The 25,307-nt window shown below is 65.2% G+C and carries 27 protein-coding genes; 18 read left to right on the top strand and 9 right to left on the bottom strand.

Annotated elements, in window-relative coordinates; all coding sequences use genetic code 11:
• The 8 genes from CH295_RS27425 to CH295_RS28405 all read left to right on the top strand — a co-directional run.
• A partial coding sequence (locus CH295_RS27425) for a biotin/lipoyl-containing protein (RefSeq protein WP_141215328.1) occupies positions 1 to 103 on the top strand: 103 nt, incomplete at its 5' end.
• Positions 104 to 114: 11 nt separating this feature from the next.
• A complete protein-coding gene (locus CH295_RS01890) occupies positions 115 to 579 on the top strand; it encodes a MarR family transcriptional regulator (protein ID WP_052047656.1) in 465 nt (154 codons plus the stop codon).
• 168 nt (positions 580 to 747) lie between these two features.
• A complete protein-coding gene (locus tag CH295_RS01885) occupies positions 748 to 2,901 on the top strand; it encodes an MMPL family transporter (RefSeq protein ID WP_252341862.1) in 2,154 nt (717 codons plus the stop codon).
• Positions 2,902 to 2,925: 24 nt separating this feature from the next.
• The gene (locus tag CH295_RS01880; protein ID WP_094739585.1) at positions 2,926 to 3,345 is read left to right on the top strand and encodes a DUF302 domain-containing protein; all 420 of its coding nucleotides are present in this window, start codon (positions 2,926 to 2,928) and stop codon (positions 3,343 to 3,345) included.
• A 52-nt stretch (positions 3,346 to 3,397) separates the two neighbouring features.
• Positions 3,398 to 3,667: a metal-sensitive transcriptional regulator gene (locus tag CH295_RS01875; protein WP_032397635.1), complete on the top strand. Its 270-nt coding sequence runs from the start codon at positions 3,398 to 3,400 to the stop codon at positions 3,665 to 3,667.
• A gap of 144 nt (positions 3,668 to 3,811) precedes the next feature.
• Entirely contained in the window at positions 3,812 to 4,291 is a 480-nt protein-coding gene (locus CH295_RS01870; protein ID WP_094633595.1) for a Fur family transcriptional regulator, read from the top strand.
• A gap of 79 nt (positions 4,292 to 4,370) precedes the next feature.
• The gene (katG, locus tag CH295_RS01865) at positions 4,371 to 6,551 is read left to right on the top strand and encodes a catalase/peroxidase HPI (RefSeq protein WP_212556134.1); all 2,181 of its coding nucleotides are present in this window, start codon (positions 4,371 to 4,373) and stop codon (positions 6,549 to 6,551) included.
• A 151-nt stretch (positions 6,552 to 6,702) separates the two neighbouring features.
• On the top strand, positions 6,703 to 6,837 hold the full coding sequence (locus tag CH295_RS28405; protein ID WP_255138680.1) for a hypothetical protein: 135 nt from the start codon (positions 6,703 to 6,705) through the stop codon (positions 6,835 to 6,837).
• 13 nt (positions 6,838 to 6,850) lie between these two features.
• Here CH295_RS28405 and CH295_RS01855 read toward each other — a convergent pair whose 3' ends face one another.
• Positions 6,851 to 7,849, bottom strand: coding sequence for a fumarylacetoacetate hydrolase family protein (locus CH295_RS01855; protein ID WP_170945705.1), 999 nt, complete (start codon positions 7,847 to 7,849; stop codon positions 6,851 to 6,853).
• 115 nt (positions 7,850 to 7,964) lie between these two features.
• Between CH295_RS01855 and glsA the strand changes: the two genes are divergently transcribed.
• The gene (gene glsA, locus CH295_RS01850; RefSeq protein WP_094739582.1) at positions 7,965 to 9,212 is read left to right on the top strand and encodes a glutaminase A; all 1,248 of its coding nucleotides are present in this window, start codon (positions 7,965 to 7,967) and stop codon (positions 9,210 to 9,212) included.
• Here the strand turns inward: glsA and CH295_RS01845 are convergent.
• Complete coding sequence (locus CH295_RS01845; RefSeq protein ID WP_094739581.1) at positions 9,168 to 10,367, bottom strand: NAD(P)/FAD-dependent oxidoreductase; 1,200 nt, start codon at positions 10,365 to 10,367, stop codon at positions 9,168 to 9,170. The two genes, glsA and CH295_RS01845, sit on opposite strands and share 45 nt — an antisense overlap.
• Positions 10,368 to 10,416: 49 nt before the next feature.
• Complete coding sequence (locus tag CH295_RS01840) at positions 10,417 to 10,839, bottom strand: hypothetical protein (protein ID WP_141216925.1); 423 nt, start codon at positions 10,837 to 10,839, stop codon at positions 10,417 to 10,419.
• A gap of 202 nt (positions 10,840 to 11,041) precedes the next feature.
• Between CH295_RS01840 and CH295_RS01835 the strand changes: the two genes are divergently transcribed.
• Together CH295_RS01835 and CH295_RS01830 are read left to right on the top strand one after the other, a co-directional pair.
• Positions 11,042 to 11,728: a HemK2/MTQ2 family protein methyltransferase gene (locus tag CH295_RS01835; RefSeq protein WP_094739579.1), complete on the top strand. Its 687-nt coding sequence runs from the start codon at positions 11,042 to 11,044 to the stop codon at positions 11,726 to 11,728.
• A gap of 46 nt (positions 11,729 to 11,774) precedes the next feature.
• The gene (locus tag CH295_RS01830) at positions 11,775 to 11,939 is read left to right on the top strand and encodes a CDGSH iron-sulfur domain-containing protein (protein WP_082323658.1); all 165 of its coding nucleotides are present in this window, start codon (positions 11,775 to 11,777) and stop codon (positions 11,937 to 11,939) included.
• On the opposite strand, the gene CH295_RS01825 is transcribed toward CH295_RS01830, so the two are convergent.
• Complete coding sequence (locus tag CH295_RS01825) at positions 11,921 to 12,928, bottom strand: iron-containing redox enzyme family protein (RefSeq protein WP_094739578.1); 1,008 nt, start codon at positions 12,926 to 12,928, stop codon at positions 11,921 to 11,923. The genes CH295_RS01830 and CH295_RS01825 overlap by 19 nt on opposite strands.
• Positions 12,929 to 13,052: 124 nt before the next feature.
• On the opposite strand from CH295_RS01825, the gene CH295_RS01820 reads away from it, so the two are divergent.
• Positions 13,053 to 14,234 (top strand): zinc-dependent alcohol dehydrogenase, encoded by a 1,182-nt coding sequence (locus CH295_RS01820; protein ID WP_037190642.1) that lies wholly within the window; start codon positions 13,053 to 13,055, stop codon positions 14,232 to 14,234.
• Between the two features lie 80 nt (positions 14,235 to 14,314).
• Here the strand turns inward: CH295_RS01820 and CH295_RS01815 are convergent, their stop codons facing one another.
• Positions 14,315 to 15,268 (bottom strand): hypothetical protein, encoded by a 954-nt coding sequence (locus tag CH295_RS01815; RefSeq protein ID WP_094633600.1) that lies wholly within the window; start codon positions 15,266 to 15,268, stop codon positions 14,315 to 14,317.
• Positions 15,269 to 15,481: 213 nt separating this feature from the next.
• Between CH295_RS01815 and CH295_RS01810 the strand changes: the two genes are divergently transcribed.
• Together CH295_RS01810 and CH295_RS01805 are read left to right on the top strand one after the other, a co-directional pair.
• Positions 15,482 to 15,874 (top strand): OsmC family protein, encoded by a 393-nt coding sequence (locus CH295_RS01810; protein WP_094739577.1) that lies wholly within the window; start codon positions 15,482 to 15,484, stop codon positions 15,872 to 15,874.
• A gap of 50 nt (positions 15,875 to 15,924) precedes the next feature.
• Complete coding sequence (locus tag CH295_RS01805; protein WP_037190646.1) at positions 15,925 to 16,761, top strand: YihY/virulence factor BrkB family protein; 837 nt, start codon at positions 15,925 to 15,927, stop codon at positions 16,759 to 16,761.
• Here CH295_RS01805 and CH295_RS01800 read toward each other — a convergent pair.
• The 4 genes from CH295_RS01800 to CH295_RS01785 form a co-directional block, all read right to left on the bottom strand.
• The gene (locus CH295_RS01800) at positions 16,709 to 17,533 is read right to left on the bottom strand and encodes a CDP-alcohol phosphatidyltransferase family protein (protein WP_094739576.1); all 825 of its coding nucleotides are present in this window, start codon (positions 17,531 to 17,533) and stop codon (positions 16,709 to 16,711) included. The genes CH295_RS01805 and CH295_RS01800 overlap by 53 nt on opposite strands.
• Positions 17,534 to 17,546: 13 nt before the next feature.
• The gene (locus CH295_RS01795; RefSeq protein WP_230596266.1) at positions 17,547 to 17,777 is read right to left on the bottom strand and encodes a hypothetical protein; all 231 of its coding nucleotides are present in this window, start codon (positions 17,775 to 17,777) and stop codon (positions 17,547 to 17,549) included.
• 85 nt (positions 17,778 to 17,862) lie between these two features.
• On the bottom strand, positions 17,863 to 20,184 hold the full coding sequence (locus CH295_RS28180) for a glycosyltransferase (protein ID WP_252341861.1): 2,322 nt from the start codon (positions 20,182 to 20,184) through the stop codon (positions 17,863 to 17,865).
• Complete coding sequence (locus CH295_RS01785; protein WP_252341860.1) at positions 20,181 to 21,119, bottom strand: WcbI family polysaccharide biosynthesis putative acetyltransferase; 939 nt, start codon at positions 21,117 to 21,119, stop codon at positions 20,181 to 20,183. The genes CH295_RS28180 and CH295_RS01785 overlap by 4 nt, the downstream gene beginning before the upstream one ends.
• Positions 21,120 to 21,287: 168 nt before the next feature.
• Here CH295_RS01785 and CH295_RS01780 point away from each other — a divergent pair, with 168 nt between their 5' ends.
• The 4 genes from CH295_RS01780 to CH295_RS01765 are packed head-to-tail and all read left to right on the top strand — an operon-like array spanning position 21,288 to position 25,301.
• Positions 21,288 to 22,367, top strand: a complete 1,080-nt coding sequence (locus CH295_RS01780; protein WP_094739574.1) for a glycosyltransferase family protein — start codon at positions 21,288 to 21,290, stop codon at positions 22,365 to 22,367.
• Entirely contained in the window at positions 22,364 to 23,473 is a 1,110-nt protein-coding gene (locus CH295_RS01775) for a glycosyltransferase (protein ID WP_094739573.1), read from the top strand. The genes CH295_RS01780 and CH295_RS01775 overlap by 4 nt, the downstream gene beginning before the upstream one ends.
• Positions 23,470 to 24,474 carry a glycosyltransferase gene (locus CH295_RS01770; protein WP_094739572.1) on the top strand — a complete coding sequence of 335 codons (1,005 nt, stop codon included), beginning with the start codon at positions 23,470 to 23,472 and terminating at the stop codon, positions 24,472 to 24,474. Before CH295_RS01775 ends, CH295_RS01770 begins: the two co-directional genes overlap by 4 nt.
• Positions 24,471 to 25,301 carry a galactosyltransferase-related protein gene (locus CH295_RS01765; RefSeq protein WP_094739571.1) on the top strand — a complete coding sequence of 277 codons (831 nt, stop codon included), beginning with the start codon at positions 24,471 to 24,473 and terminating at the stop codon, positions 25,299 to 25,301. The genes CH295_RS01770 and CH295_RS01765 overlap by 4 nt, the downstream gene beginning before the upstream one ends.
• Positions 25,302 to 25,307 lie beyond the last annotated feature (6 nt).

Here is a 25,307-nt window from a genome sequence, read left to right as displayed (position 1 = left end):
GGAAAACCCCGTCAACGCCCACAAAGCAGGCACCATCACCGGCCTGACCGTCACCGCAGGCGACGCCATCACCCAAGGCACCGTCCTCGCAGAGATCAAGTAGGGGAGTGTCCGATGACTGCCCTCGCTGAATCGTTCGACGGTGGTACCTCGCCGGTCCATTCCACCGAGCTCGAAATCGTGTCCACAGTGCTGCGCATGGCGTCGGCCGCGCGCGTTCGTCTGGCGGAGGCACTGGACGCACAGGGGCTGAGCTGGGCGAGGTACGAGGTGCTGGAACTGGTGTCCAGGCGAGGGCCGATGTCCTACAGTGCGCTGTCGCGGGAGTTGGTACGGCACCGGACGAGTATCACCGCCACGACGGCCAGTCTCGTGGAGTCGGGGCTGCTGGTGCGGAGCGTCAATCCGCGAAATCGGCAGCAGTACATGGTCGAGGCCACCGACTCGGGGCACCGTGCGGTCGTTCGTGCCGAGCGTGCGCTCGAGCGCGCTCGGTCGAGGATGGCAGTCGATGCCGATTCGGCTCGGACGCTCGAGGTGTTGCGCGGCATCGAGAAACAGTGGAACGGCAGGCGTTGACCGGCGGATGACAACAGCAGTCCGTCGACTCTGACATTCGAGTACCCCTGGAGGTGATACCCCCAGGGGTACTTGCATACCCCCTTGGGTATGTGCGAGGGTGGGCACGTTCGATCGTTCCGGGGTTTCGTCTACCTCGTTCGATACCCCCACCCGTATAGGAGCACCATGTCGCTGCGCGATGCCGAAGTTGTTCGTCCACCGGATGATCGGCCTGTGGCCGAGCCGGGCCTGCTCGGCCGCGCGGGCGGCTCGATGGTGACGCACCGTCGATGGGTGTTCGGCGTGTGGCTCATCGTGCTCGTGGCCCTCGGTTCGTTTGCGCCCTCGGTGTTCTCGTCTCTCGCCGGAGCGGGATGGCAGGCGAACGGATCCGAATCCGTACAGGTTCGAGAGCTGGCCCAGCAGCACTTCGGCGGCAATTCCTCGGCGGCGGTGCAGGTGGTCGTCCACTCCGACACGGCACCCATCACCGATGCCGCCGTCCAAGATGTGATTGCCGACGTGTCCGACGTATTCGCCGGTGACTCCAGATTCGGGGACGTCGTCGCCCCGCAACCGGGTATGACGATCAGCCCGGACGGCCGAACCGGCATCGTCATCGCCGGCGCGAACGGCACGACCGACGAGATGGTCAAAGCCGTCGACGATGTGAAGGAACGGTTGACCGCGCTCTCGAGCGACGGAATCGAGGTGTACCCCACCGGTTCCTCGGCCCTGTGGTCGGACTTCAACAAGGCGAACCACGATGCGATGATCCAGGCCGAACTGTTCTCGTGGCCGGTCACTTTGGCGATCATGGTGCTTGCCTTCGGATCACTCGTCGCCGCGGGATTGCCGCTGCTGCTCACCGTCGCCGGGCTCGTCGCATCCGCCGGTGGTCTCGTCCTGCTGAACGGCGTCACGCCGATCTCGGTGTGGGCCATGAACTTCGCGATGATGTTCGCCCTCGCGCTCGGAATCGACTACGCGCTGTTCATCGTCGCTCGATTCCGTGATGCGTTGCGAAACGCCGACCCTCGGGCGGCAGTGGCCGAAACCATGGACACCGCAGGCAAAGCCGTCGTGTTGTCCGGTCTGACGGTGTTGGTGAGTCTGTCCGCAGTACTGCTCGTCCCTGCGCCTGCGGTGCGCACCATGGCTGTCGGGATCATGCTGGCCGTCGCCTTCGTGTTGCTGGCGACCATGACGCTGCTGCCTGCGGCATTGGGGGCGCTCGGACCGAAGGTCAATGCCGCATCGTTGCCGTACGCCAAGCGTCAGGAGCATCGATCCCCGAAGTTCGCAGCATGGGGCGAGTTGTTGCACAAGCACCCGTGGCCGTTCGCCGTCGTCTCCGTGGGGATTCTGATCGCCCTGGCACTTCCGGTGCTCGGCTTGAAGGTGGCGATGCCGTCCATCGCCGTGGTGCCGGAGGATGCGCCGGTGCGGCAGGGCTACGAGTTGGTGCAGGCTCAATTCGGCCCGGGCGCACCGGGTTCGCTGCAGATCGTGGTTCCCGACGCCGATGCTCTCGACACCGCGACTGCCGCTGCGGGGGTCGACGGGATCTCGATGGTGACGCCGCCACAGACCGCGACCGACGGATCCGGATATGCACTGCTGCAGGCAATTCCGTCGGTGGATCCGTCCGACGAAGCGATGGGCTCGATTCTCGCGGATCTGCGCGCCGCGCTGCCCGATTCGGCACTCGTCGGAGGAGCACCTGCCGAGAACCTGGATCTTCAGCAGGCCTTGAACGACTACCTGCCGATCGTCGTCGGGATCATCCTCGTCCTCGGTTTCGTGCTGCTTCTGGTGGCGCTGCAGGCCCCGCTGATCGCGCTGCTCGGCACTCTGGTGAGCCTGCTGTCGACTGCCGCAGCCTTCGGAGTCGCCAAATTGATCTTCCAGGACGGCCACGGCGCGTCACTGCTCGGCTTCACGCCGCAAGGATTCCTCGACGGCTGGGGCCCGGTGTTCTTCTTCGCGATGATCTTCGCCATCGCCATGGACTACACGGTGTTCCTGCTGGCCACCGCCAAGGAACACTACGAGCGCTCGGGTGATTCCAAGGTTGCTCAGGTCGACGGGTTGGCCCACTCGGGGCGGGTCATCTTTGCCGCAGCAGCGGTGATGGTGGCAGTGTTCTTCACGTTCGCACTGTCCGAACCGTTGCCACCCAAGGAGATGGGCATCATCCTCGGTGTCGCTGTACTGCTCGACGCATTTCTCGTTCGGCTCGTGCTGCTTCCTGTCCTGTTGCGGTTGACCGGGCACGGTGCCTGGTGGTCGCCGGCGTGGCTGCGCGCGGTGCTGCCCTCCATCCGCTTTTCGCACTGATACAACAATCTCCGAGGAGTCACCATGAACATCGCATTGTCCACCACATTGACCGACACCGATTTCGACACTGCGATCGACAACACGAGGAAGGCGTTGTCGGAGCAAGGATTCGGTGTTCTCACCGAAATCGACATGCAGGCCACCCTGAAAGCCAAGCTCGGCGAGGACATGGAGCGCTACGTGATCCTCGGCGCCTGCAACCCGGGACTGGCTCATCGCGCCGTCGGAGTGATGAAGCAGATCGGTCTGCTGTTGCCGTGCAACGTGGTGGTCCGAGAGAACACGGCAGTGGTGGGATCCGTCGTCGTCGAGGCGATGAACCCGGCAATCATGGTCGAGGTCACCGGTGAGCCCGAGTTGGGTGCGGTCGCCTCCGAGGCCACCGCGAAACTGCAGGCAGCGATTGCGGCACTGGGCGGTACCGGATCCGATCACGCTTGATGCCCCCGGGGGTACCATCGGGTTCATTACCACAACCATCGAGGGGATCGACATGATCGGCGACGAAGACAGCATCGCACTGGTATTGAACCGGCTCAAGCGTGCGCACGGTCAGCTTGCCGGCGTGATCGGGATGATCGAGAACGGACGCGATTGCAAGGATGTGGTCACTCAGCTCGCCGCGGTCTCCCGCGCACTGGACAAGGCCGGATTCAAGATCGTGGCCACCGGTCTGCGTGAATGCATGACGGGTGAGAGTGCGGGCGAAAAGGAGCCGATGACCGAGGCCGAACTGGAGAAGCTGTTCCTGGCACTGGCCTGAGGTCGGGTCGAATCCCACGAGGGAGCGACGGGAGAGCGAACAGTGGGCGTCGTGTTCGCTCCGGGGCGGCGTTGCGGTCGACATCCGGTGAATTGGGCTGCATACTTGACTTTGTCCAGAAAAGCGGAGGATAGTATTACTGTGATGCCGATCTCACCGTACGCGGAGCTGTTACGCACCGCCGATATGCGCGTGACCCGACCCAGGGTCGCGGTGCTCGAGGTCGTCGGATCCAATCCTCATGCAGACACCGACACGATCCTCGGACTCGTGCGATCGGTGCTGCCCGAGGTGTCTCGGCAAACCGTGTACGACGTGCTCAATGCGTTGACCGCGGCGCGCCTCGTACGGCGAATCGAACCGGCAGGATCTCCCGCCCGGTACGAATCTCGTGTCGGCGACAACCACCACCACGCGGTGTGCCGCTCCTGCGGCGTCATCGCAGACGTGGACTGCGCGGTCGGCGAAACGCCGTGTCTCACCGCATCGGACTCCGTCGGTTTCACGATCGACGAGGCGGAAGTCATCTACTGGGGCTTCTGCGCACAGTGTTCGACTGCTCGGGGGCAGTCGACAGCTCCTGTTTCGTTCCCTCCCGGTTCTCGGATACAGCAGAGTTCGTGAACCGACCTCGATCACAGCCCGATCGTCACACCCTGGAAGGAAGCACGTGTCAGAAGATCACGTAACACGCGAAAAAGAGATGAACGAGGACCAGCCACAGGAGTCGGGTGGCAAGTGTCCCGTCATGCACGACTCGATGCCGATGCCCGTCGAGGGTGGCGGCAACCGTGAGTGGTGGCCCAAGGCTCTGAACCTCAAGATTCTCAAGAAGAACCCGGCCGTCGGCGACCCGATGGGTGCCGATTACGACTACGCAGCCGAGTTCAACTCCCTCGACCTCGCCGAGGTCAAGCGCGACATCGAAGCCCTCATGACCAACTCGCAGCCCTGGTGGCCTGCAGACTTCGGTCACTACGGCCCCTTCTTCATTCGCATGGCATGGCACGCAGCGGGCACGTACCGCAAGCAGGACGGGCGCGGCGGTGCCGGAGCGGGCATGCAGCGCTTCGCACCCCTGAACAGCTGGCCGGACAACGCCAGCCTTGACAAGGCTCGTCGTCTGATCTGGCCGGTCAAGCAGAAGTACGGCCGTAAGCTCTCCTGGGCCGACCTCATCGTGCTCACCGGTAACGTCGCCATCGAGTCGATGGGCCTGCCCACCTACGGTTTCGCCGGCGGCCGCGTCGACGCCTGGGAGCCGGACGAGGACGTCTACTGGGGCCCGGAGCAGACCTGGCTCGGAGACGAGCGCTACAACGGTGACCGCACGAGTCTCGAAAACCCCTTGGCCGCAGTGCAGATGGGCTTGATCTACGTCAACCCCGAGGGCCCCAACGGCAACCCGGATCCGGTGCAGTCCGCACTGGACATCCGCGAGACGTTCGGCCGGATGGCCATGAACGACATCGAGACCGCGGCACTCGCCGTCGGTGGACACACCTTCGGTAAGACGCACGGTGCAGCGGATCCCGACGAGCACATCGGTGCCGAGCCCGAGGGTGCACCCATCGAGCAGATGGGCCTCGGCTGGAAGAACAGCTACCAGAGCGGTGTCGGTGCGGACGCGATCACCAGTGGCCTCGAAGTCATCTGGACCCCCACGCCCACCCAGTGGGACAACAGCTTCCTCGAGACGCTGTACGGATTCGAGTGGGAGCTGCACAAGAGCCCCGCAGGTGCGCACCAGTGGCGCCCGAAGAACGGCGAGGGCGCAGATCTCGTTCCCGATCCCGCCGATCCCACCAAGCGTCGCCACCCGTCGATGCTGACCTCCGACATCGCGATGCGCGTCGACCCGATCTACGAGCAGATCACCCGTCGCTGGCTCGATCATCCCGAGGAACTCGCAGAGGAGTTCCAGAAGGCCTGGTTCAAGCTCACCCACCGCGACATGGGCCCGGTCTCGCGCTACCTCGGCCCCGAGGTCCCGTCCGAGACTCTGCTCTGGCAGGACCCGATCCCGGCCGTCGATCACGAACTGATCGGTGAGGCGCAGATCGCCGAGCTCAAGCAGGCGATCCTCGGCTCCGAACTGACTCAGGATCAGCTGATTTCGGCAGCCTGGGCCGCGGCGTCGTCGTTCCGGGTCAGCGACAAGCGCGGCGGAGCCAACGGTGGCCGTCTGCGCCTGCAGCCGCAGGCAGGCTGGGAGGTCAACGAGCCCGACGAGATCGCACAGGTCATTCGTGTGCTCGAAGGAATCCAGCAGTCGTTCTCCGGAACGGTCTCGTTCGCCGATCTCGTCGTTCTCGGTGGCGTTGCCGCGCTCGAGCAGGCGTCCGGTGTCAGCGTGCCGTTCACCCCGGGTCGCATGGACGCGACGCAGGAGCAGACGGACGTCGATTCGTTCTCCGATCTCGAGCCGAAGGCCGACGGTTTCCGTAACTTCCTCGGCAAGGGCCAGAAGCTTCCGGCGGAGTACTCCCTCATCGATCGGGCGAACCTGTTGTCGCTCAGCGCACCCGAGATGACCGTGCTCGTCGGCGGACTGCGTGTGCTCGGAGCCAACTTCGGCAAGTCGTCGCACGGCGTCCTGACCGACAAGGTCGGAACGCTCACCAACGACTTCTTCGTCAACCTCCTCGACATGGGAACCGAATGGGTCCCCACCGCGGAGGACGGCATCTACGAGGCCAAGGACGCGGCGACCGGTGAGAAGAAGTGGACCGGAACTCGTAACGACCTGGTGTTCGGATCGAACTCCGAATTGCGTGCTCTCGCAGAGGTTTACGCCTGCGACGACGCAAAGGACAAGTTCGTGGCGGACTTCGTCGCTGCCTGGGACAAGGTCATGATGCTCGATCGGTTCGAGCTCTCCTAGTTCTCTCTACCGAACTCGAAGTTATGGATGGAAACCGTGCTCGATCCATCCATAGCTTCGAGTTCGTCGTTATCGGTCCGTTACCTTTCGTTGCCAATTCGTGTCCTTCGTCCCCGACTCGCTGCAATTTCCGAGCGGCAGGCTACAAGACATGACACACGACGAGGGGGCGGCCGGAGCCGTCGACCACAACATGGACGAATCACGCAAGGGAGCATCCGGATTCGGGTCGTTCCTGGAGATGTTCCAGGACGCATCGACCGACAAGTCCGACCTCGAGCGCTGAGTCGGCGAAAAATTCAGCGAGTCCCGATCGTATTGGCGACCGATCCGATTCGCTGAATACTCAGTTCGACGCGATCGCCAGGGGCGATCCAGCGGTCGAGTTCCAGGCCGCATCCGCGAGGAAGCGTGCCGGACGTCAACAGCTCACCGGGATAGACGTTTTCGCCGCGACAGGCATACGCGAGAGATTCGCCGACCGAGTAGCGCATGCCTGCGGTGCCGGTCGTCGACCACAGTTCGCCGTCGACCGTGACGGTGGCCGTCAACGAGTCCAGATGCGGCGTCACCTCGTCGGCGGTGACGATGTCGGCTCCCATGGAGCTGGCGAACGTCTTGGTCTTGACCACCGGACCGAACGGGGTGCGGCGCTGCTCCTCCCACTGGGTATCGCGGGCACTGATGTCGTCGAACACCACGTAGCCGCCGATCGCCGCGGTGGCCTCACGTTCGGATGCGTCGCGGACGGGCCTGGTCACCACGGCTCCGAACTCGAGCTCGAAATCCAGCGCCCGACTGTAGGACGGCCACTCGACCGGAGCCTCGTCGGCTACGACGGTGAGGTGGTTGCCGGTGTAGTAGACCGGATGATCCTCGAATCCCGGCCCCGGTCGAAGCGCTGGAAACGTCGATCGAGTGACGGCTTCGAATCCGCGGATGAAGGGAACGGCTTTCGGAAGGTTGCGACGAACCAGGTTGTGCGCAGCCAGATCCCAGTGAGCCTCCCAGCCGAGGAAGCAGCGAAGCGACGCCGGAACCACCGGAAGTGTCGGTGCCGGTCGGTCGATCACCGCGACTGCCTCGGACACCGCGCGCTGCACCACGGCCGAGGCCGCGTCGCGCGCACGTTCGCCGGCATCGAGAAACCCGAGCACGGTGCGGGTGAGTGCGCGTAGAGACTCGTCGGCACCCAACGTCGACACGGCGGCATCGAGATCGACCCACACCCCCGACTCGGGTGCGTACACGGCCAGGCGATCTGTCGAATCGGTAGCGATCAGGCGTCGCAATCGCACGTCAGGAAATCCGATCTCTGCGGGAGGGGGCCCTACAACGGTCGAGGAACCAGGAGTGTAAGCGGCAGCACGGCCGTGATGTCAAGACCTCCTAGTCGAGGACTAGCGTGGACACATGAGATCGCCTGTTCCCGAATATCTCGCGTCCGTGTTGGAGGACTGTCGACAGTTCGACGGGGGGACGGTGACCGAGGGCAACCCGGTTGTGGCCGCGGCGGATCCCGACACGTTCGCAGTCGCCCTCGCCACCGTCGGGGGATCGCTGCACGGAGCGGGTGATACCGACACCGAATTCTCGATCCAATCGATAGCCAAAGCCCTCGCGTACGCGGTCGCCATCGAGGACAACGGCATCGAGGCGGTGCTCGAGGCCGTCGACGTCGAACCGTCGGGCGACTCGTTCAACGAGATATCCCTGGAATCGGAGACCGGAAGACCGCGGAACCCGTTGATCAATGCCGGTGCGCTGGCGGTGCATTCGATGATCCGAGGCCGCGGGAGCGAAGAGCGGGCGGGGCGAATGACGGATCTTCTGAGCAGGATGGCCGGACGCGAACTCTCCGTCGACCGTCAGGTGTACGAGGCCGAACTGGAATCCGACGATCGGAACACCGCGATCGCACACCTACTGAAGTCGGTCGGCCATCTCGGAGCCGAGCCCGCCGATGTCGTCGACGGCTATGCGCGTCAGTGTGCGGTGACCGTGACCTGCAACGACCTCGCCAGGATCGCCGCGGTGATGGCGAACGGCGGGAAGGATCCCGAGACGGGCGAACAAGTACTCGACCCAGCGATCGATCGCCACGTGCTGGCGGTCATGGCGACCTGTGGAATGTACGACGGCAGTGGCAGCTGGCTTGCGACCGTGGGGATCCCGGCCAAGAGCGGAGTGGCCGGGGCGATCATCGGTGTGTTGCCGGGGCAGGTGGGGATTGCCGTGCTGTCGCCGAGACTGAACGAGCACGGCAACAGCGTGCGTGGGGTGGCGGTGTTCGAGAAGCTGTCACGCGATCTGGGTCTGCACATGATGCATGTCGCACCCAGCGGTGAATCGGCCGTCCGTAGCGTGACCGAGTCGGAGGGCGTGACCACCGTCGAGCTGCAGGGCGATCTTCGATTCGCGGGTGCAGAGGCGGTCACTGCTCGGTTGGTCGAAGGTTTCGGCGAAACCACCTGTACGACGGTCGATTTCAGTGAGGTCCGTGCTATCGACGGCTCGGCTCGACGGCTCCTGCGCGATGCGTTTCGTGCGCTGGAGGACGACGGTCACCGGGTCGTCGTCCGCGACCCCGACGGGTTCATGGAGTCGCCCGACCGGTCAGAGTCGGCCGGCGAGAATCATGTTCCAGTAGGACAGCGGTAGACCGTATCGGTCGAACGCCCAGGCGGAGCGCCTGGGTTTGAGCGGATCGACGAACGACGGCAACGATGGCGTCAGCGTTCCGGTGCGATCGAACTCGGCGGCGATCAAGCTGTGTGCGCCGACCGCGATGGGCGCGACGGTGTAGCCGTCGTACTCCGACAACGGTTGCCCGCTGCGGGCCGCGATCAGATTGTCGACGAGAATCGAAATCTGCTTGCGCAGTGCGCCACCCGAGGAGTCGGTGTCGATGGCTGCGCCGTCACCCGCGGCCCAGACCTCCGGATACACCCGGTGGCGCAGAGTCCGTCCGTCGATGTCGACGACACCGTGCGGCGCGGACCCGCTCAGGTTCGATTCCTGCAGCCACTTCGGACCGCGGAACGGCGGTACGAGGTGCAGCATGTCGTAGCCGAGGCGCTCGTCGACGCCGTCGTGGTCCGTGACGGTGATGTGTCCGCTGTCCGGGTGCAATGCCGTCACCGCAGTGCGGGTCAGGATTCGCACGCCGAGCTCGCGGAGCCGTGCGAGCACCGATTCGTCGAGTTGCGGGACACCCAGTAGTCGATCGCGGTCCACCACCAGCGTGATGTCGATTCCCGGCATGCGGCCGGTACGGGTCCAGTGGTCTGCGGCGAGGAACAACGGCTTGAGCGTGGTGCCGGTGCACCCGACCGGTGGGCGCGGCACGGTGAACACCGCGCTGCTGCGGGCAGGCAGATCGCGTACCAGCTGCCAGGTGCGTTCGGCTCGGTCGAGGTAATTGCTGGTGACACTGGGGGATCGGAGAGCAGCCCACACCCCGGGCAGCGCGTCGTTGTCGACGTCCAGGCCTTGACCGAGCACCAGATCGCGGTAGCCGTATACCGTGCCCGAAGCACATCGCACCAGACGGTTCACCGGGTCGATCGCTGTCGCCGAGTCTTCCAGCCACACGCATCCGGTCGGAATCACCGAACGCTGGGTGCGCTCGGCCTCGGCCAGCGCCGCCTGACCGGAGCCCACGTACGACAACAGTGGGCGATAGGTGTGCACCTGCTTGGGCTCGAGCACCGCGACGTCGGTGATGCCCTTCTTCAGCAGCCGCGCTGCCGCACTGATGCCCGCGTTGCCGCCGCCGACGACGAGCACGTCGTAGGTCGTGTCAGGGGTGGTCACAGCAACACCTTTCGCGGATCGACGGGTGCCCGTACCGTCACCGAACGGATCACCTGGGGTCCGCTGTCGGCATGATCACTGGCTCGGTCGTCGATCGACGCACCTCGACGCGATCCGGTACGAGATCGATTCCGGACTGCTGCAGAGCTGGTGAAAGCATCACTGTCAGTTGCTGATTCCATCGTCCGAGTCGAATGGCGGTGGCGTCGAGCACGGAGTGGACACCCGCGGCAACGCCTGCCACCGACGACAGGTCGAGAATCAACGCTCGCCCGCGCTCGGCGGCCTCACCGAGCGTCTCGGCCAGAACAGGAACGTCCGAGTCACCGATCGTGCCGATCACTCGCACGACGATGTCGGCACCTGCGCTCTCGTCGACCGAGAGCGTCATCTCGGAATCGAGGCTCTGCGAGTCGGTCAGTGACGGAATCACTTCCGCGAGCGGGGACGTGATGGACGGTACGACGGTCATGAACACTCTCCTGAGCAGCCGAACTCTTGCCCAGCGCGCGGGGGAGTCGACAGTCGACATACGGGGACCGCGGGCTACTCCTCAACCACGCTTCACAGGACTACCCGGGGTTGAGTGTTCGTAAGCCTCGAAACGGCAACGGGTTTGACTGCGGGCCCGACGGGAATACGACAACGATCGCTACACCGTGGGAGGCACGCCGATGACGACAGCCGAATCCGATTCCGTTCGAACCCTGACGTCGGTGCACGCCGATCCCGGCGTGTACGAACCGCAGGAGGATTCGCTTCTGCTGTGCGAAATCGCGGCCACGACGGGTGTTGTTCCCGGGGCGCGAGTACTGGACATGTGCACCGGAAGTGGTGCGGTGGCCATCACCGCTGCACTGTTGGGTGCACGTGAGGTGGTGGCATTCGACATCGCACCCCGTGCAGTCCACTGTGCCCAGCGCAACGCGCGCTCGGTCGGGGTCGAGGTGGACGTCAGAGTGGGATCCTTGGCCGAGGCTGCCGAACTCGAACCGTTCGACGTGGTGCTCTGCAATCCTCCGTACGTTCCCTCCGAGGTCGTGCCGACCGGAATGGGGTTGCACCGTGCCTGGGACGCAGGCGAGGACGGCCGGATGGTGCTCGATCCACTGTGCCGAGCCGCTGCCTCCTTGCTGGCTCCGGGCGGGGTGTTGCTCGTCGTCCACTCGGAGTTCTCCGGACCGCGACGCACCGTGAACATGCTCGCCGACAACGGATTCTCGGTGGCGGAGGTCAGCAGACGAAGGATCGACTTCGGACCGGTGATGCATCGTCGCGCACAGTGGCTCGAAGCTCGTGGCGTACTGGCTGCCGGTCGTCGAACAGAGGAGTTGGTGGTTGTTCGTGGCGACAGACGATGACTCGGCAGCTGCTCGCACCACGGTGAGAATCGTTCGCGGCGGACCGATGCTGATCGACGGACCGGTGAACATCGAACTCGACGACGGTACGCGAGTGGAGTCCGATCGCTTCGTCGTCGCGGTGTGCACGTGTCGGCGCAGCAAGAACTATCCACTGTGCGACACGAGCCACCGAGCGAAGAGGCGACCCTCTCAGTCCAACGAGGACTGACCGGCAGACCATCGCCTCATCACGTGGTCGGCGAGTTCGTTCTCGACGAAATCCAATGCACGCATTCCGAACACCACGTCTTCCGCGAGTTCGGGCTCGTGGCGCAGAAGACTGCCGACCACGTCGTGACGTAGCACCTGCTCGTGCACGGCGTCGGCCTCGACGTGCTCGGCGTAGAACGCAATGCATGCCGCGGGGGCGTCGAGCCTCCGCAGCCCCTCGACATAGCGCTGCGAGCCGGGCGACGAGGTGATCTCGGTCGCGGCGAGGTGGCCGACCGTGGCACCGCGCAGACCCCGGTGCAAACCGAACAACGACATGAGATTGACCCAGGCCAGTGTCTGCGCCGGAACGCGATCGACGTAGCCGAGGTACGACGCATCGAGGTTTGCGGCCACCATCGATTCGGCCCACAGATGCTGGTGCAGTCGGTCGCCCTTGCCGCCGCCGTACTCGTCGAATTCGACTGCCACGTACGACGCCTTGGTCAAACCCGTCAATCGAGGGATGGCCCAGGCATGCGGATCGGCTTCCTTGAGGTGGTAGACGGACCGGTGCACGAAGTACTCGCACATCTGCTCCCATGTCCCCTCGTCGCGCAGGAACCATGACGGACCGGTTCCCGAGGTCGCCTCGACGGACAGCGCATCCATCTCCGCAACCGCGTCCGTGCCGGGTTCCACGTTCTCCCGTACGTACGTCAGGAAGGCGGATTCGAGCGCGGCTCGGAGTCGAAGGAGTTCGGGGTCCCATTCCCAGGCGTCTGCGACACCCTCGAACCCGCGGTAGTGCAGCTCGTAGCAGATGAGGAGTGACAGTTGCACGTCTCGTGACGTGGGATCGACCTCGGTCGGTGCCGGCGCGATCGCAGTCCCGTTCGGCTCACCCGCGGTCAGGCATCGGGTGATGGCCTCGGAGATCGGCCCACAGGGGGTGGGCAGTGCGGGAGAGCGAGCAGTGGACGGGTCGACTGAGAACAGCGCGGTCATAGTGGTGGCTACCCGCTGCGGGGCGGTACCAACCACTCACGGCGTCTGTGTTTGTCACCTGTCACAACAGGCAATGCGCAGTGCACGACATCGAACTTCGGAGTCGTTCCATCGGAAGGACCACATGCGCGCAGTGACCTGGCAAGGCAAGAGGAAAGTCAGCGTGGACACCGTTCCCGATCCGCGGATTGAACTGCCGACGGACGCGATCGTGAAGATCACGACCACCAACATTTGCGGTTCGGACCTGCATCTGTACGAAACACTCGGTGCCTTCATGGACGAAGGTGACATCCTCGGCCACGAGCCGATGGGCATCGTCGAGGAAGTCGGTTCGCAGACAGGCGATCTGGCAGTCGGAGACCGAGTGGTCATTCCGTTCCAGATTTCCTGTGGGCACTGCTACATGTGCAATTCGAGCCTGTACACCCAGTGCGAGACCACCCAGGTTCGTGAGCAGGGAATGGGCGCGGCACTGTTCGGCTTCTCCAAGCTCTACGGGCAGGTTCCCGGCGGTCAGGCCGAGTATCTCCGCGTTCCGCAGGCACAGTTCACCCACATCAAAGTGCCGGAGGGTCCGCCGGATTCGCGATTCGTCTACCTCTCCGATGTGTTGCCGACCGCATGGCAGTCCGTCGAATACGCGGCAATTCCCGACGGAGGATCGGTGACGGTTCTCGGTCTCGGGCCCATCGGAGACATGGCAGCGCGCATCGCACAGCACAAGGGTGCGCGAGTGATCGCCGTCGACCTCGTTCCCGAGCGACTCGCCCGCGCCGAGGCACGGGGAATCGAGACGGTGAACCTGGCCGAGCACAGCGGTGGCGTCGGCGACGTCATTCGCGAGATGACCGACGGTCGGGGCACGGACTCGGTCATCGATGCGGTGGGCATGGAGGCGCACGGATCTCCGGTCGGCAAACTCGCGCAGCAGATCGTCGGAATGCTCCCGGACGCGGTCGCCGCGCCGATGATGCAGAAGGCCGGTGTCGATCGGCTCGGCGCGTTGTACTCGGCGATCGATATCGTCCGCCGCGGCGGAACCATCTCGATCATCGGGGTGTACGGAGGTATGGCCGATCCGCTGCCGCTGATGACCATGTTCGACAAGCAGATTCAGCTCCGCATGGGGCAGGCGAACGTCAAGAAGTGGGTCGACGACATCTTGCCGTTGCTCGGTGACGACGATCCTCTCGGTGTCGATTCGTTCGCCACACACGAGCTTTCGATCGAGGAAGCTCCGCATGCATACGAGATCTTCCAGAAGAAGCAGGACGGAGCGATCAAGGTCTTGCTGAAGCCCTAGTCGAGTGCTTCGAATACAGCGATGCGGCCCGGAAGTTCACGGGCCGCATCGGTATTCGCAGAAGGATCGGTCGATCGTCGTCAGTCGACGGAGATGACATCCTTGGCGATTGCTGCCACGCGCGTCTGTCCTGCGGACACGACTCCGTGGCGGTTCTTGTGTGCCTCTTCGTACGTCACGACGGTGCGAACGTCGGCCGGGTTCGTGAGGTCCTTGATGGCGGCAACGGCGTCCGAAACGTTCAGGTCGTCGTAGTCCGCGATCGGCAACTCGTCGGCATCCAGGGTTCCGCCGGCCGACCGTGCGGTGTGGATCGCGTCGGCGACCGAATCGACTCCCTCGCTGCGGGTGACGTCCTCGGCTGCCTCGAGTGCTGCGTCGCGACTTGCCGTCAGAGTCCTGACAGCCACGTCACCGGCGTGAGCGCCGCGGCCCAGAAGCGCTGCGAGGCGGTCCGGGGTGGCGCGAGCTGCGTCCAGTGCGCGATCGAGTCCGCGAGCCGACCAGGTTGCCGGTGCGTTGACGATCTTGACCGCGGTGCCTGCGGCGGCCTGGAACGGAGTACGACGCAACGCTGCGGGTCCGCCGAGGGCGTCTTCCGCGAGTACGGTCTCGAGCCACTCCACCGTTGCGCTGTGCGCCGTGACCAGCCGAGACGCCAGTGCGACGACGGTGGGCTCGTCGGCTGCCGTTGCCAGTGCCTTGATGTACTTGGCGCGGCCCAGGAGCTGCTGCTCCAGTGCGAGATCGCCCAGCAGGGCCTCGTCGAACGGCTGTGCCTGCTCCGCGACCGTCTTGACGGCAGCGAGTGTGCGGCCCAGGAACGGTGCGACGAGTTCGGGCAGTCCGCCGAGTCCGCGAAGGGCTTCCTCGATGGCTGCTGCGCGCTCGCGTCCGTTCGCGGCGTTCTGAGTCAGCTCCCTGCGTACCGCCTCGGTGCGCGCCTGAACGACGCGAGTTTCCGCGATCTGGATTTCGGTGTTCGTCAGCTGCAGTGCGATGCGCAACTGCGCGATCAACGTGGATGTGCTCATGGTGCTCCCCTTTCGGTCGGGTGGTCGATTTTCTCTGGCCGATGCCTGTGGGTCACAGCGTGATGCTCGGCCCTGACAGCAGCGTTACCCGTGAGTAGGCTCGGTCAAACTGATGTGTGCGATATGTGAACATCGACACGTACCCTCCGGTCTCGTCTTGCGCTCGCCTGCTCCGGCGGTTTCGATCGGCTGCCGACTGGACATCCGACATCGATGAACACCGCGCTGTACACAGCAACTGTCTCTGCCACCGCAACGGGAGTCACCTCCGACGACGGCGTCCTCTCGCTCGGTGTGCGCGAACCCGAGCAACTCGGTGGGCCGGGGCAGTGCACCAACCCCGAGCAGCTGATGGCCGCCGCACTGTCGAGCTGCCTGGTCGAATCTCTGCGTATCGCGCTCGGAACCGTCGGAGGCAGCGTCGACGATCTCGCGGTGAGGGGCACCGTCGTACTCACCGACTCCGACGCATCCGGTTACGACGCGAGGTTCGCCCTCGCGGTTTCTCTCCCGGGCACCGACGACGCCGAAGCAGTGTTGGCGCAGGCAAAGTCGATCTGCCCGTTTCTCAAGGTCATCGACGGAGTGGACATCACCCTTGAATGAGGCCGTGACGGTCGGCGTGTACTTCGGTGCCCGCGCGAGATGACCGCGTGATGACCTCGATACGCACCCGGGCAGCGCGGGGAGTCGGCGCGATCAAAGCTGGATTCGCCCGCGAGGACACCACCTTGATCGCGGGCGGACTCACCTTCTACGCCGTCATCGCCGTGGTGCCGCTGCTGCTTCTCACCATCCGCGCCTGCACCCTGTTGGTGTCGGCGGACTGGGTCCGTGGCGGATTCGACGCCATGTCGGCGTTGCTGCCCGACGCCCTCGGTGCGCGCGCGGCAGTGGATGGATTGGCTACGGCCGGAGTCGAACTCGGACCGATCGGCGTCCTGATCGCCATATTTCCCGCGACGTTCTACGGTGAGGGTCTGCGACGGGCGATCGTGCGGTTCGCACCGACTCGGGAATCGTTCACCGGTTGGCGCGGTCGGCTTGCGATGGTGCCGTTCTTCGCCGCGGCACCGGTCCTACTGGCCGGCGTCCTCTGCGTTGCGCGGTTGCTCGACGCATTGACCGGGGGCGGCGGAATCGGTGCCATGACGCTGCGCGTGTTCCTCGGCTTCAACTGCCTGTGGTTGATCCTGTCGGTCCCGTTGGCGTGGACCTATCGCGTGATCGCGCCTCGCGCGGTGGGCTGGCGGGCGTTGATCGTCGGATCACTCGTCACCTCGTCCATCGTCACCGGATTCGTACACGGATTCATCTTGTTCCTGGCGATTCCGGTGGACCTGGGTGCGCCGTTCGGAGGCCTCACCGCTATCGGCGGCGGGGTGGCAATCATGTTGTGGATGTTCGTGTTCCATGTGCTGGCTCTCGCCGGCTGGCTGGTCACTGCCGAGTTCGATCGGCTCGACGATGCAACCCGAACATCAACTGGGTGAACCCGACGACCGCGAGTGCGCACGTCACCGACATTCCGATGGTCGCCGATGTTCCGGCAGCAGCCGGGGCGGCACCGGCGACAGTTGCCGTGACCGCAGCCGCTATCACCCGCGAGGGACGCTCCCACACCGTCAGGAAGCCGACATCCTCGATGCCGGAACCCACTGCGCGGGCACGGGCCATCTCGTGCAGCAACGTCGTCACGCCCACCGCGACGACGAGCGGCATCGGGGCTCCGAGAGCAAGACCGCTGGCCAGTAGCAGCAGGTCGCTGCAGCGATCGGCGACGGTGTCGAGCAGGTACCCCCATTGGGATTGGGAACGGCCGATCATCGCGACTCCGCCGTCGATACCGTCGAGCAGGCCGGAGATCACGATCAGTACAGCTGCGATCAGTGGTGCCGAGGTGCCGGGTCGCGACAGAGCCACTGCCGCTCCTGCCACGACGACGGCGGTGAGGGTGACGGCGTGAGCGGAGACGGACGCGCGCACCAGCGGCGCGCTCAACGAGTAGACGACACGGAGCCAACCCGAGACCAGCGCGGACGAGGATGGATCGATGTGGTTGTGCAGCGTCGACCACGTCGACAGATACTCCTCGCGAGTCGCCGGCCGTGCCGGAATACGCTGCTGCTTCGACGTACTGCGCTGATTGACCATCGAGGACCCTTGCTCGGCACTGACTGAGAGGAACTCGACGAGCGGGTGACCGGCGTGTGCGCGTCGAGACTTCGAGGCGGAGTACCCGCCCACAGCGTTCTCAATCCGCACCCCGGCCGAGTCCTCAGTCGTCTTCGGAGTTGCTTGCTCTCCTGCGTGCTTTCAGTCGCGAGATCTTGATGCCGACGGCAGCGAACACGAGCAGCCATCCCGAGATCAACACTCCGCCACCGACGAACGCCGCTCGGCGCAGCGGATGTTCGTCGGCATACACGTATCCGACTGTGCCCCAGATCAATGCAACCAAGGCGATGATCGCCATCATCCAGATCATCGAATACAGCGTTCTGTTCATTGTCCACCCGACCTTGCTGTTACGTCGTCCCCGACGAGCGCGGACTCCCATTCTTCCATCAGTGGCCACCACACCGTATTCGCCATCACCAGGACAGATTCGGTTGATGTTCGCCGGTCGAGATCCCGAATTCGACGGCCGTGCGGTGCATGTGCCCGAAGAGCTCTCCGGCCACGTCGAGCGGATCGCGACCGAGCGCATCGGCCCACCGCGCCGCACGCGCACTCGAACGCGAACTGCGACACTCGACGACACCGCTGCCGCCGACGTCCACGGTCATGCGATCGGCGCCGGTTGCCAGCATTCGGCGCAGAGCGTGATCACCGAACAACACGAGTCCGCGCACGTGCACGACGACGTGGCTGCGACCGGTGTCGGCAGGGCGACCCAGATGAATGCGTGGGTCGACGTCGCCCCACGGCTCTCGCAACGTCGCCGCGTCCGGACCGTCCATCCACACCGCGCAATCTTGCTCGCGCAGAACGGAACCGACGGTGGCGAGCAGCGAAGCCGAACTGTGTCCGGCGGAATCGACGATCACGACGATCTCGGGCACGGCGTAGACGAGGCCGTGCGTGCGAGCGGCAGGGTCGGTGATGCGCGAGGACAGCATCAGGGCTTCGAGATTCTTGCGTTCGCGATCCCCGCCCGTCCGCTCGGCCCATTCGGGTCCGTCGTGCCAGGCGACCGCTCGGGGCAGGTGCGCAAGGACGGCGCCTGCGTCGTACGCGCGATGTGCGAAATCCCAGTCCTCTCCGCCGTATCCGACGAATGTCTCGTCGAATCCACCGATCTCGGAGAACAGCTGACGGCTGCACGACATGACGGCGCTGATGATGTACCGGTACGAACGTCGATCGGTGTCGAGCAGGTCTCGTGAGTGGGAATACCCGTCCCGAAGCCACGCAGGCTCGGACAACTCCGGCGGTCCGGCCGATCCGCCGCCGAACCATCCGGCCACGTCCTCGGCGGACCAGCCCGTCAGATCGGCGTGGCGTCGCCGACCCACGGTGAGGGCATCGGGAAGGGCCCCTGTCAGCCGTACCGATTCCGCGATGTACCCGGGTTCGGGGACGGTGTCCGCGTCCAGAAAACACAGGATCTCCCCGTCGGCGACCGATGCGCCGAGATTGCGCGCAGCCGCTGCGCGAAAGCCGAGATCCTCCTGTCGAACGACGGTGATGTCGAGAGCGGGCCGAAAGGCATCGACGTCCGGTGCTTCGGGGGACCCGTCGTCGGCCACGATCACCTGTAGCAGGGAGGCCGAGTAGCTCTGCAGTGTGAGCGCAGTGAGTACGAACTCCAGCTGACGCTGCTGGCGAAAGTACGGGATCACCACGGACACTCGCGGATCCCGATCGACGGGCTCGGCGAGATCCCACCGATTGCTCGGTACCACCCACCGGCCGTCGGGTAGCTCCGTCGCCGTTGTCGCACATCGTTCGTCGAACAATCCGCGGTACAGCGCGGCGGCCTGCTCGAGCGTGGGGTAGGTGACCACGTCGTGCTGTTGCCATGTCCTGTCGGGATGGAGCAGAGCCTCTGCCATCGCAGCGGCGAGAGACTCGACCGAATTCTCGTGAATCCACAGCGCGCCGGGGGAGTTGGCCTCCATTTCCTCCACGTATCGACCGCGCGGGACGAGTGGCCGACGGCCTGCCGCGATCCAGGAATTGATCGAACCCGATGCCGATACGTGTCGGTGGAATGCGACGGGAATCGCAACCGACCGCAGGAGCTCGTTCAGCGCGACATCGGGAACGAAACCGGTGGAGGTGAACGATCGCCCGAGTTGCTCTGCAGCACGACCGAGTTCGCCGATCATGGATTCGTGGCCCGGTGACGCGGACCCGATAGAGAGAACGTCGACATCGGTGTCCAGCGACGTCATGGCATCGAGTACCTCCTCGTGCCCCTTGCCCGGATAGACGAATCCGAGTATTCCGACGATTCTTCGCGGGGCGACGCGGTCCTCGGTCCGCGCCGCCGCGCGTCCGATCGGGAGCGGGATCACCCGAACGTCGTGCCGACGATCCAGGACGTCCTCGAGCAGCAGCCGCTCGTGCATGCTGGAGACGACGACGGCCGAGGCGCAGTGTGCCACCCGTCGATAGCAGTCCTTCCGCGCCTCGAACGCGTGGCCGTCGGATGCCTGCGGAACATCGTGCACCGTGACGGTGATCGGTGCACGGTGCCGCTGCGCGAAGGCGACGAAAGCATCCGCTGCCTCCCCTGCAGTTCGGCCGAACAGCCGGTCGGTGAAGTGCACGTGGAGGGGAGTGTCGAGCGGAGGATGCTCGAGATCCGACACCACCGGACTCGCTGTTGCGGAGGCCAATTCGCGTGCGCAGCGGACGACACCGTGCTCGTTCGGCCCCATCACCAGATGATGTACCGTGCCGGTCACGGTGCCAGCTCCAGTGTTCGGATCAGCTCCGCGTGCCGTTCGAGCGCCGCACCGACGAATTCGGGACGATCTGCGTACCACTGCAGGTGAGCGCGGTGAACGGAATCCGGCGACAGAGGAGCGCCGTCCACCGACCAATTCGGCCGCGAATCACCCTGCAGGCCAAGTGCATTCAGCACTCGTCTCTCGACTGGCGCGCGAACACCTCCGAGCAACTCGCGTCCCGGATCCCGGACCGTGCTGCCGGTATTCAACTGATCGAGTATCCGTTGGGCAAGGGCACAGAGCACCACATTGGTCGCATGGTTGATCGTGTGGGTGGCGTTGCTCCCGGCACCTCCGAACAGATCGGAGGCGACGATATCGGTGTCCCGGCGTTCGCGTCGCCGCAACTCGTCGAGGCTCGCCTCGGCTGCCTGTCGCAGACCGGCGTCCGAGACCGATCGATCCCAGTCCTCGTCGCCGCCGAGGCCGCGACGGGCGGCGAGAATCGTCCGTAAGTCGTGGTACGGCACCATGTTCGGGACCGCAGCGGGGTCGCTCGGGTGTCGAACGATGACTTGGAAGGGGTGCAGCCCCGCGTATCTGAGCACCGGCCACCGGACGACGGTGGCGTCGGGTGCGAGTGCTTCCGTGAGGTCGGGCACCCCCAGCGGCAGTGACCGATAGCCGGCTCGTACCGGCTGGGTGAGCAGCACCGACGCCTGACGCACGAGGCGGTCGACGTGGGGCAGGTCCGAGGATTCCAGCTCGTGCACAGGAGGGATGCGCACCGTGCGCAGCGGCATGGCCGGATCGGAAGCGAGGAGGATACGCAGCGCCTCGGCCTGGCAATTTCCCCAGACGAGCAGAAGCGGTCTGTCGTCCTGGGCGCGGAGACCCGGGTTGTCCGCCAGTTCGTAGAAGTCGCCGTAGTGGCGGGTGCGACCGTCCATGCTTGCCCCGACGTCGTGTGCTCGTTCGTGTTGGACCATTCTCTCGTCAACGTAGACCCGGTGAACGGGCTTCGCCAACCCCGATTGAATCCGGGTGCAACTGGGTACTGGCAACGTATCGCGTGTCGGGACCAGGCACGATCCGCCTGCTCGTACCCGAAGGAATTCATGATTCGCGTCGCATCGGTTCCGTCCTCGCACGCCTATGTCCGGCACCTGCAGCCCGTCGTCGGCGACGCCGCGCAGTCCGGCGACACGTCGGTGGTCGTGCTGCCCGATCCGGCCCCCGCCCGAGTCGACGTACCCGGCCAGTGGTGGCCCCCACGACTGCTCGATGCTCAGTGGCTCGCCGAGCAGACCGACGTGCACTTCGATGTTCTGCACGTGCATTTCGGGTTCGAGTCCTTCACGCCGGACGAGCTCACCCGTACGGTCGACCATCTGCGCGCCCACCGTCAGCCATTGGTTCTGACCGTCCACGACCTGCACAATCCCCATTTCGCCGACAACGCCGATCACCTGCGACAGTTGGACGTACTGGTTCGCGCCGCCGCCGCCGTCATCACCCTCACCGCGGGAGCCGCTGCCTGGATTCGCGAGCGGTGGGGCGTCGAGGCAACGGTGGTCGACCATCCGCACGTCGTGCCGCTCGAGCGGATGGCTCTACCGCGCGCGGCGTCGGACTCGTTCGTCATCGGCGTACACGCCAAGAACCTGCGGTCCAACATGGATCCGTTGGCTGTGATGGATGCGGTGGTCGAGGCCGCTCGATCTCTGCCCGACGCCACCGTCCGGTTGGACATCGACGAGGCCGTGTTCGAGTCCTCCAGCCATTGGTACCGCCCGACGGTCGGCGCAAAGTTGCTCGACTACACGAGTTTTCCCGATGTCGACGTGCGAGTGCACCGACGTTTCGACGACGATGCGCTGTGGGACTATCTGTCCTCGATCGACGTCTCGGTGCTGCCGTACCGATTCGGCACACACTCGGGCTGGCTCGAGGCCTGCCGCGATCTCGGTACCTCCGTTGTCGCGTCCGACTGCGGCTTCTATGCAGATCAGGCCCAGGTGCACAGTTTCCGAATGGGAATCGATTCGTTCGATCCCGACACCCTCGTTGCTGCCGTGCGGGCATCGCACGCCGATCGAACGCCGGCAGTCGATTCCGACGTTCGCGCGGAGCAACGACAACGAATCGCCGCAACTCATGCAGCGATCTATTCAGCAGTGACAAAGGAGATGCGTTGAACGAGAGCCCACTTCGCATCGCGGTGCTGGCGTCGTCGAGTTTTCCGGTGGCCCAGCCATTCGCAGGCGGTCTGGAGGCACACGTCTACAACCTGGTGCGCGCGCTCGCCGAGCGTGGACATCAGGTGAGTCTGTTCGCTGCAGACGGATCGAGCGTCGACCTCGACGCGACGCTGTTGCCGGTCCGAACGCTGGATCTGACGCCGATCTCCGTCGCCGACGTTTCGATCACTCCCACCGCGATCCGCGAGCATCACGCGTACCTGGCGGTCATGTTGGAACTCGCCGGGACGCTGTCTCGGTCCTTCGACATCGTGCACAACCACAGCCTGCACTACCTTCCGCTGGCGATGTCGGCGACGCTGTCGGTACCGATGGTGACGACACTGCACACACCTCCGTTCGCGTGGCTGGAGTCCGCAGTTGCGTTGGCCCCTCCCCGTGCCAACACATTTGCCGCGGTCAGCGAGTTCGCTGCCTCGCAGTGGGCCGATGTCACCGACGGAACCGTCGTCATTCGCAACGGAATCTCGTTGGCGGACTGGCCGTTCGGCACCGGCGGTGACTACGTGGTGTGGTCGGGTCGGGTGGTCCCGGAGAAGGGGCTGCACCTGGCCATTGCGGCTGCGAAGGAAGCGGGCCGCTCGCTGCGTATCGCCGGCCCGCTGAGCAATCTCGAGTACTTCCACGAGTACGTCGAGCCGATGCTCGACGAGAACATCCAGTACGTCGGACACCTCGATCAGCCCGCCCTGGCGGCATTGGTGGCGGGTGCCGAGGTCGCGCTGGTCTCGCCGGTCTGGTCCGAACCGTACGGCCTGGTGGTGGCCGAAGCACTGGCCTGTGGCACTCCGGTCGCCGCGTTCGCCAGAGGCGGCATACCGGAGATCGTCGATGGCTTGTCGGGAGTTCTGGTGGCGGCCGACGACGTTCACGGCCTCGCCGCAGCGATCCCCGCGGCGGCAGCGCTGAAGAGGTCCGACGTCCGGGCGCGGGCGGAGAAGGTGTGCTCGATGGATCGGATGGTGGACGAGTACGAGGCGCTCTACCACTCGACACTGGCCGCGTCCGCCGACTCCGTCGACGAACGACTCGCGATCGCATGATCGGCTACTACGCGCATCACCATGGGGTCGGTCATATCACCCGTTCCGACGCCATCGCACGCTCGATGTCGGAACCGGTGACCGTGCTGTCCTCGAGAACTCGACCTCCGGGGCATGCGGCGGCCGAATGGCTCTCGTTACCACTCGATGTGGACGACTCCACGGACGCTGTGGCACAAGATAGTTCGGCAGGCGGAGTGCTGCACTGGGCTCCTCACGGCGTGGACGGTCTGACCGAGCGGATGGCGATCATCGCGGAATGGGTGGCGCGCGAGCGGCCGCGGGCAGTGGTGGTCGACGTATCGGTGGAGGTCGCGATGTTCCTGCGGCTCATGGGCGTTCGCGTGATCGTGATGGCAATTCCGGGGGAGCGGAACGATCCGATCCACAATCTCGCCTATCGGGCAGCGACCCGCATCGTCGCGCCGTGGTCCCGCGAGGTCTACGACCCGGCCTGGCTGCGCCCCTTCGCCGAGAAGACCACCTATGCAGGCTCGATCAGCCGGTTCGCCGAACGTGAGCGCGTCGGCGCCCACGCCGATCCGACGGTGGTGGTTCTCGGTGCCGCCGGTGGCACGGCGCTGACCCGAGACCTGGTGGACTCGTGGTCGGCAGTGGACGCCCGCTTCGAGTTCCGCGCACTCGGCGTCGCAGGCGGCGACTGGGTGGACGACGTGTGGCCGGTGTTGTGTTCGGCAGCACTCGTCGTCACGCACGCCGGCCAGAACGCTGTTGCCGACGTCGCCGCCTCGGGCGCGCCCGCCATCGTGGTGCCGCAGGCTCGACCCTTCGGCGAGCAGTCGGCCACCGCGGCGGCACTGGCGCGCGGACCGTTCGCCGAAGTTCTCGACTCGTGGCCCTCCGTCGCTCGGTGGCACACCACCGCGAATCGCGCCCGCGAGATCGGTGGTCGCGGGTGGTCCGCGTTGCGTACCGAGGGAGCGCCCGCCCGTGCCGCCAGGGCGATCGAGCTGGCCGCACCTCGAACGGTGCGACAGTGAAGACCGTCGTCGTCACCGTGGTGTCCGGTCGACACGAGCACCTGGCCGCTCAGGTGCGCGGTCTGGGCACATCGACGGAAGAGCAGGTGGAGCACGTCGTCGTCTCGATGGGCGACCACGCGATCGTCGACGTGCTCGCTCGATCGGGTTCGGCGGCGACGTGTATCGACATGCCCGCGCAGAGTCCGCTCCCGCTGGCTCGCGCCCGCAATCGGGGCGCGGCCGCAGCCCTCGAACGGGGCGGAGAACTGTTGGTGTTCCTGGACGTCGACTGCATTCCTGGCCCCGACATGATCGGGCGATACCGCCGGGCGGCAACGCTGCCCGGCAACGAACGATCCCTGCTCTGCGGTCCGGTGACCTACCTGAAAGAGAAGGACATCGGTGTCGAGGGCGAGGCTCTGACGTCGCTGACCGCACCGCATCCGGCGCGGCCGAACCCGCCGGTCGACATCGTCGAGCACGGAGACAACTTCGATCTCTTCTGGTCGCTGTCCTTCGCGGTCGGGGCAGCGACCTGGACCGAACTCGGCGGCTTCTGCGAGGACTACACCGGCTACGGCGGTGAGGACACCGATTTCGCAGCCAGCGCGGAGGCGTCGGGCATGGGGTTGCGGTGGGTCGGCGGGGCGCACGCCTACCACCAGTTCCATCCGGTCTCCGATCCTCCGGTGGAACATCTCGACGACATCGTCGCCAATGCGCGCACGTTCTTCGATCGATGGGGTCGGTGGCCGATGATCGGCTGGCTCGACGCCTTCGCCGCTCGCGGCCTCGTCGAGTTCGACGGCTCCGGGATTCGCCGCACGGCCGACCGATTCGTTTAGGCTGGG

It is taken from the genome of Rhodococcus sp. 14-2483-1-2 (assembly GCF_002259405.1).
Classification (GTDB): Bacteria; Actinomycetota; Actinomycetes; order Mycobacteriales; family Mycobacteriaceae; genus Rhodococcoides.
This window is presented reverse-complemented; position numbering and strand designations above follow the sequence as displayed.

What these genes read in the sequence shown, in the direction of transcription:
- CH295_RS01890 (WP_052047656.1), top strand. Translation starts at nt 115, where the DNA reads ATGACTGCCCTCGCTGAATCGTTCGACGGTGGTACCTCGCCGGTCCAT.
- CH295_RS01885 (WP_252341862.1), top strand. Translation starts at nt 748, where the DNA reads ATGTCGCTGCGCGATGCCGAAGTTGTTCGTCCACCGGATGATCGGCCT.
- CH295_RS01880 (WP_094739585.1), top strand. Translation starts at nt 2,926, where the DNA reads ATGAACATCGCATTGTCCACCACATTGACCGACACCGATTTCGACACT.
- CH295_RS01875 (WP_032397635.1), top strand. Translation starts at nt 3,398, where the DNA reads ATGATCGGCGACGAAGACAGCATCGCACTGGTATTGAACCGGCTCAAG.
- CH295_RS01870 (WP_094633595.1), top strand. Translation starts at nt 3,812, where the DNA reads ATGCCGATCTCACCGTACGCGGAGCTGTTACGCACCGCCGATATGCGC.
- katG (WP_212556134.1), top strand. Translation starts at nt 4,371, where the DNA reads ATGAACGAGGACCAGCCACAGGAGTCGGGTGGCAAGTGTCCCGTCATG.
- CH295_RS28405 (WP_255138680.1), top strand. Translation starts at nt 6,703, where the DNA reads ATGACACACGACGAGGGGGCGGCCGGAGCCGTCGACCACAACATGGAC.
- glsA (WP_094739582.1), top strand. Translation starts at nt 7,965, where the DNA reads ATGAGATCGCCTGTTCCCGAATATCTCGCGTCCGTGTTGGAGGACTGT.
- CH295_RS01840 (WP_141216925.1), bottom strand. Translation starts at nt 10,839, where the DNA reads ATGACCGTCGTACCGTCCATCACGTCCCCGCTCGCGGAAGTGATTCCG.
- CH295_RS01835 (WP_094739579.1), top strand. Translation starts at nt 11,042, where the DNA reads ATGACGACAGCCGAATCCGATTCCGTTCGAACCCTGACGTCGGTGCAC.
- CH295_RS01830 (WP_082323658.1), top strand. Translation starts at nt 11,775, where the DNA reads ATGCTGATCGACGGACCGGTGAACATCGAACTCGACGACGGTACGCGA.
- CH295_RS01825 (WP_094739578.1), bottom strand. Translation starts at nt 12,928, where the DNA reads ATGACCGCGCTGTTCTCAGTCGACCCGTCCACTGCTCGCTCTCCCGCA.
- CH295_RS01820 (WP_037190642.1), top strand. Translation starts at nt 13,053, where the DNA reads ATGCGCGCAGTGACCTGGCAAGGCAAGAGGAAAGTCAGCGTGGACACC.
- CH295_RS01815 (WP_094633600.1), bottom strand. Translation starts at nt 15,268, where the DNA reads ATGAGCACATCCACGTTGATCGCGCAGTTGCGCATCGCACTGCAGCTG.
- CH295_RS01810 (WP_094739577.1), top strand. Translation starts at nt 15,482, where the DNA reads ATGAACACCGCGCTGTACACAGCAACTGTCTCTGCCACCGCAACGGGA.
- CH295_RS01805 (WP_037190646.1), top strand. Translation starts at nt 15,925, where the DNA reads ATGACCTCGATACGCACCCGGGCAGCGCGGGGAGTCGGCGCGATCAAA.
- CH295_RS01795 (WP_230596266.1), bottom strand. Translation starts at nt 17,777, where the DNA reads ATGAACAGAACGCTGTATTCGATGATCTGGATGATGGCGATCATCGCC.
- CH295_RS01785 (WP_252341860.1), bottom strand. Translation starts at nt 21,119, where the DNA reads ATGGACGGTCGCACCCGCCACTACGGCGACTTCTACGAACTGGCGGAC.
- CH295_RS01780 (WP_094739574.1), top strand. Translation starts at nt 21,288, where the DNA reads ATGATTCGCGTCGCATCGGTTCCGTCCTCGCACGCCTATGTCCGGCAC.
- CH295_RS01770 (WP_094739572.1), top strand. Translation starts at nt 23,470, where the DNA reads ATGATCGGCTACTACGCGCATCACCATGGGGTCGGTCATATCACCCGT.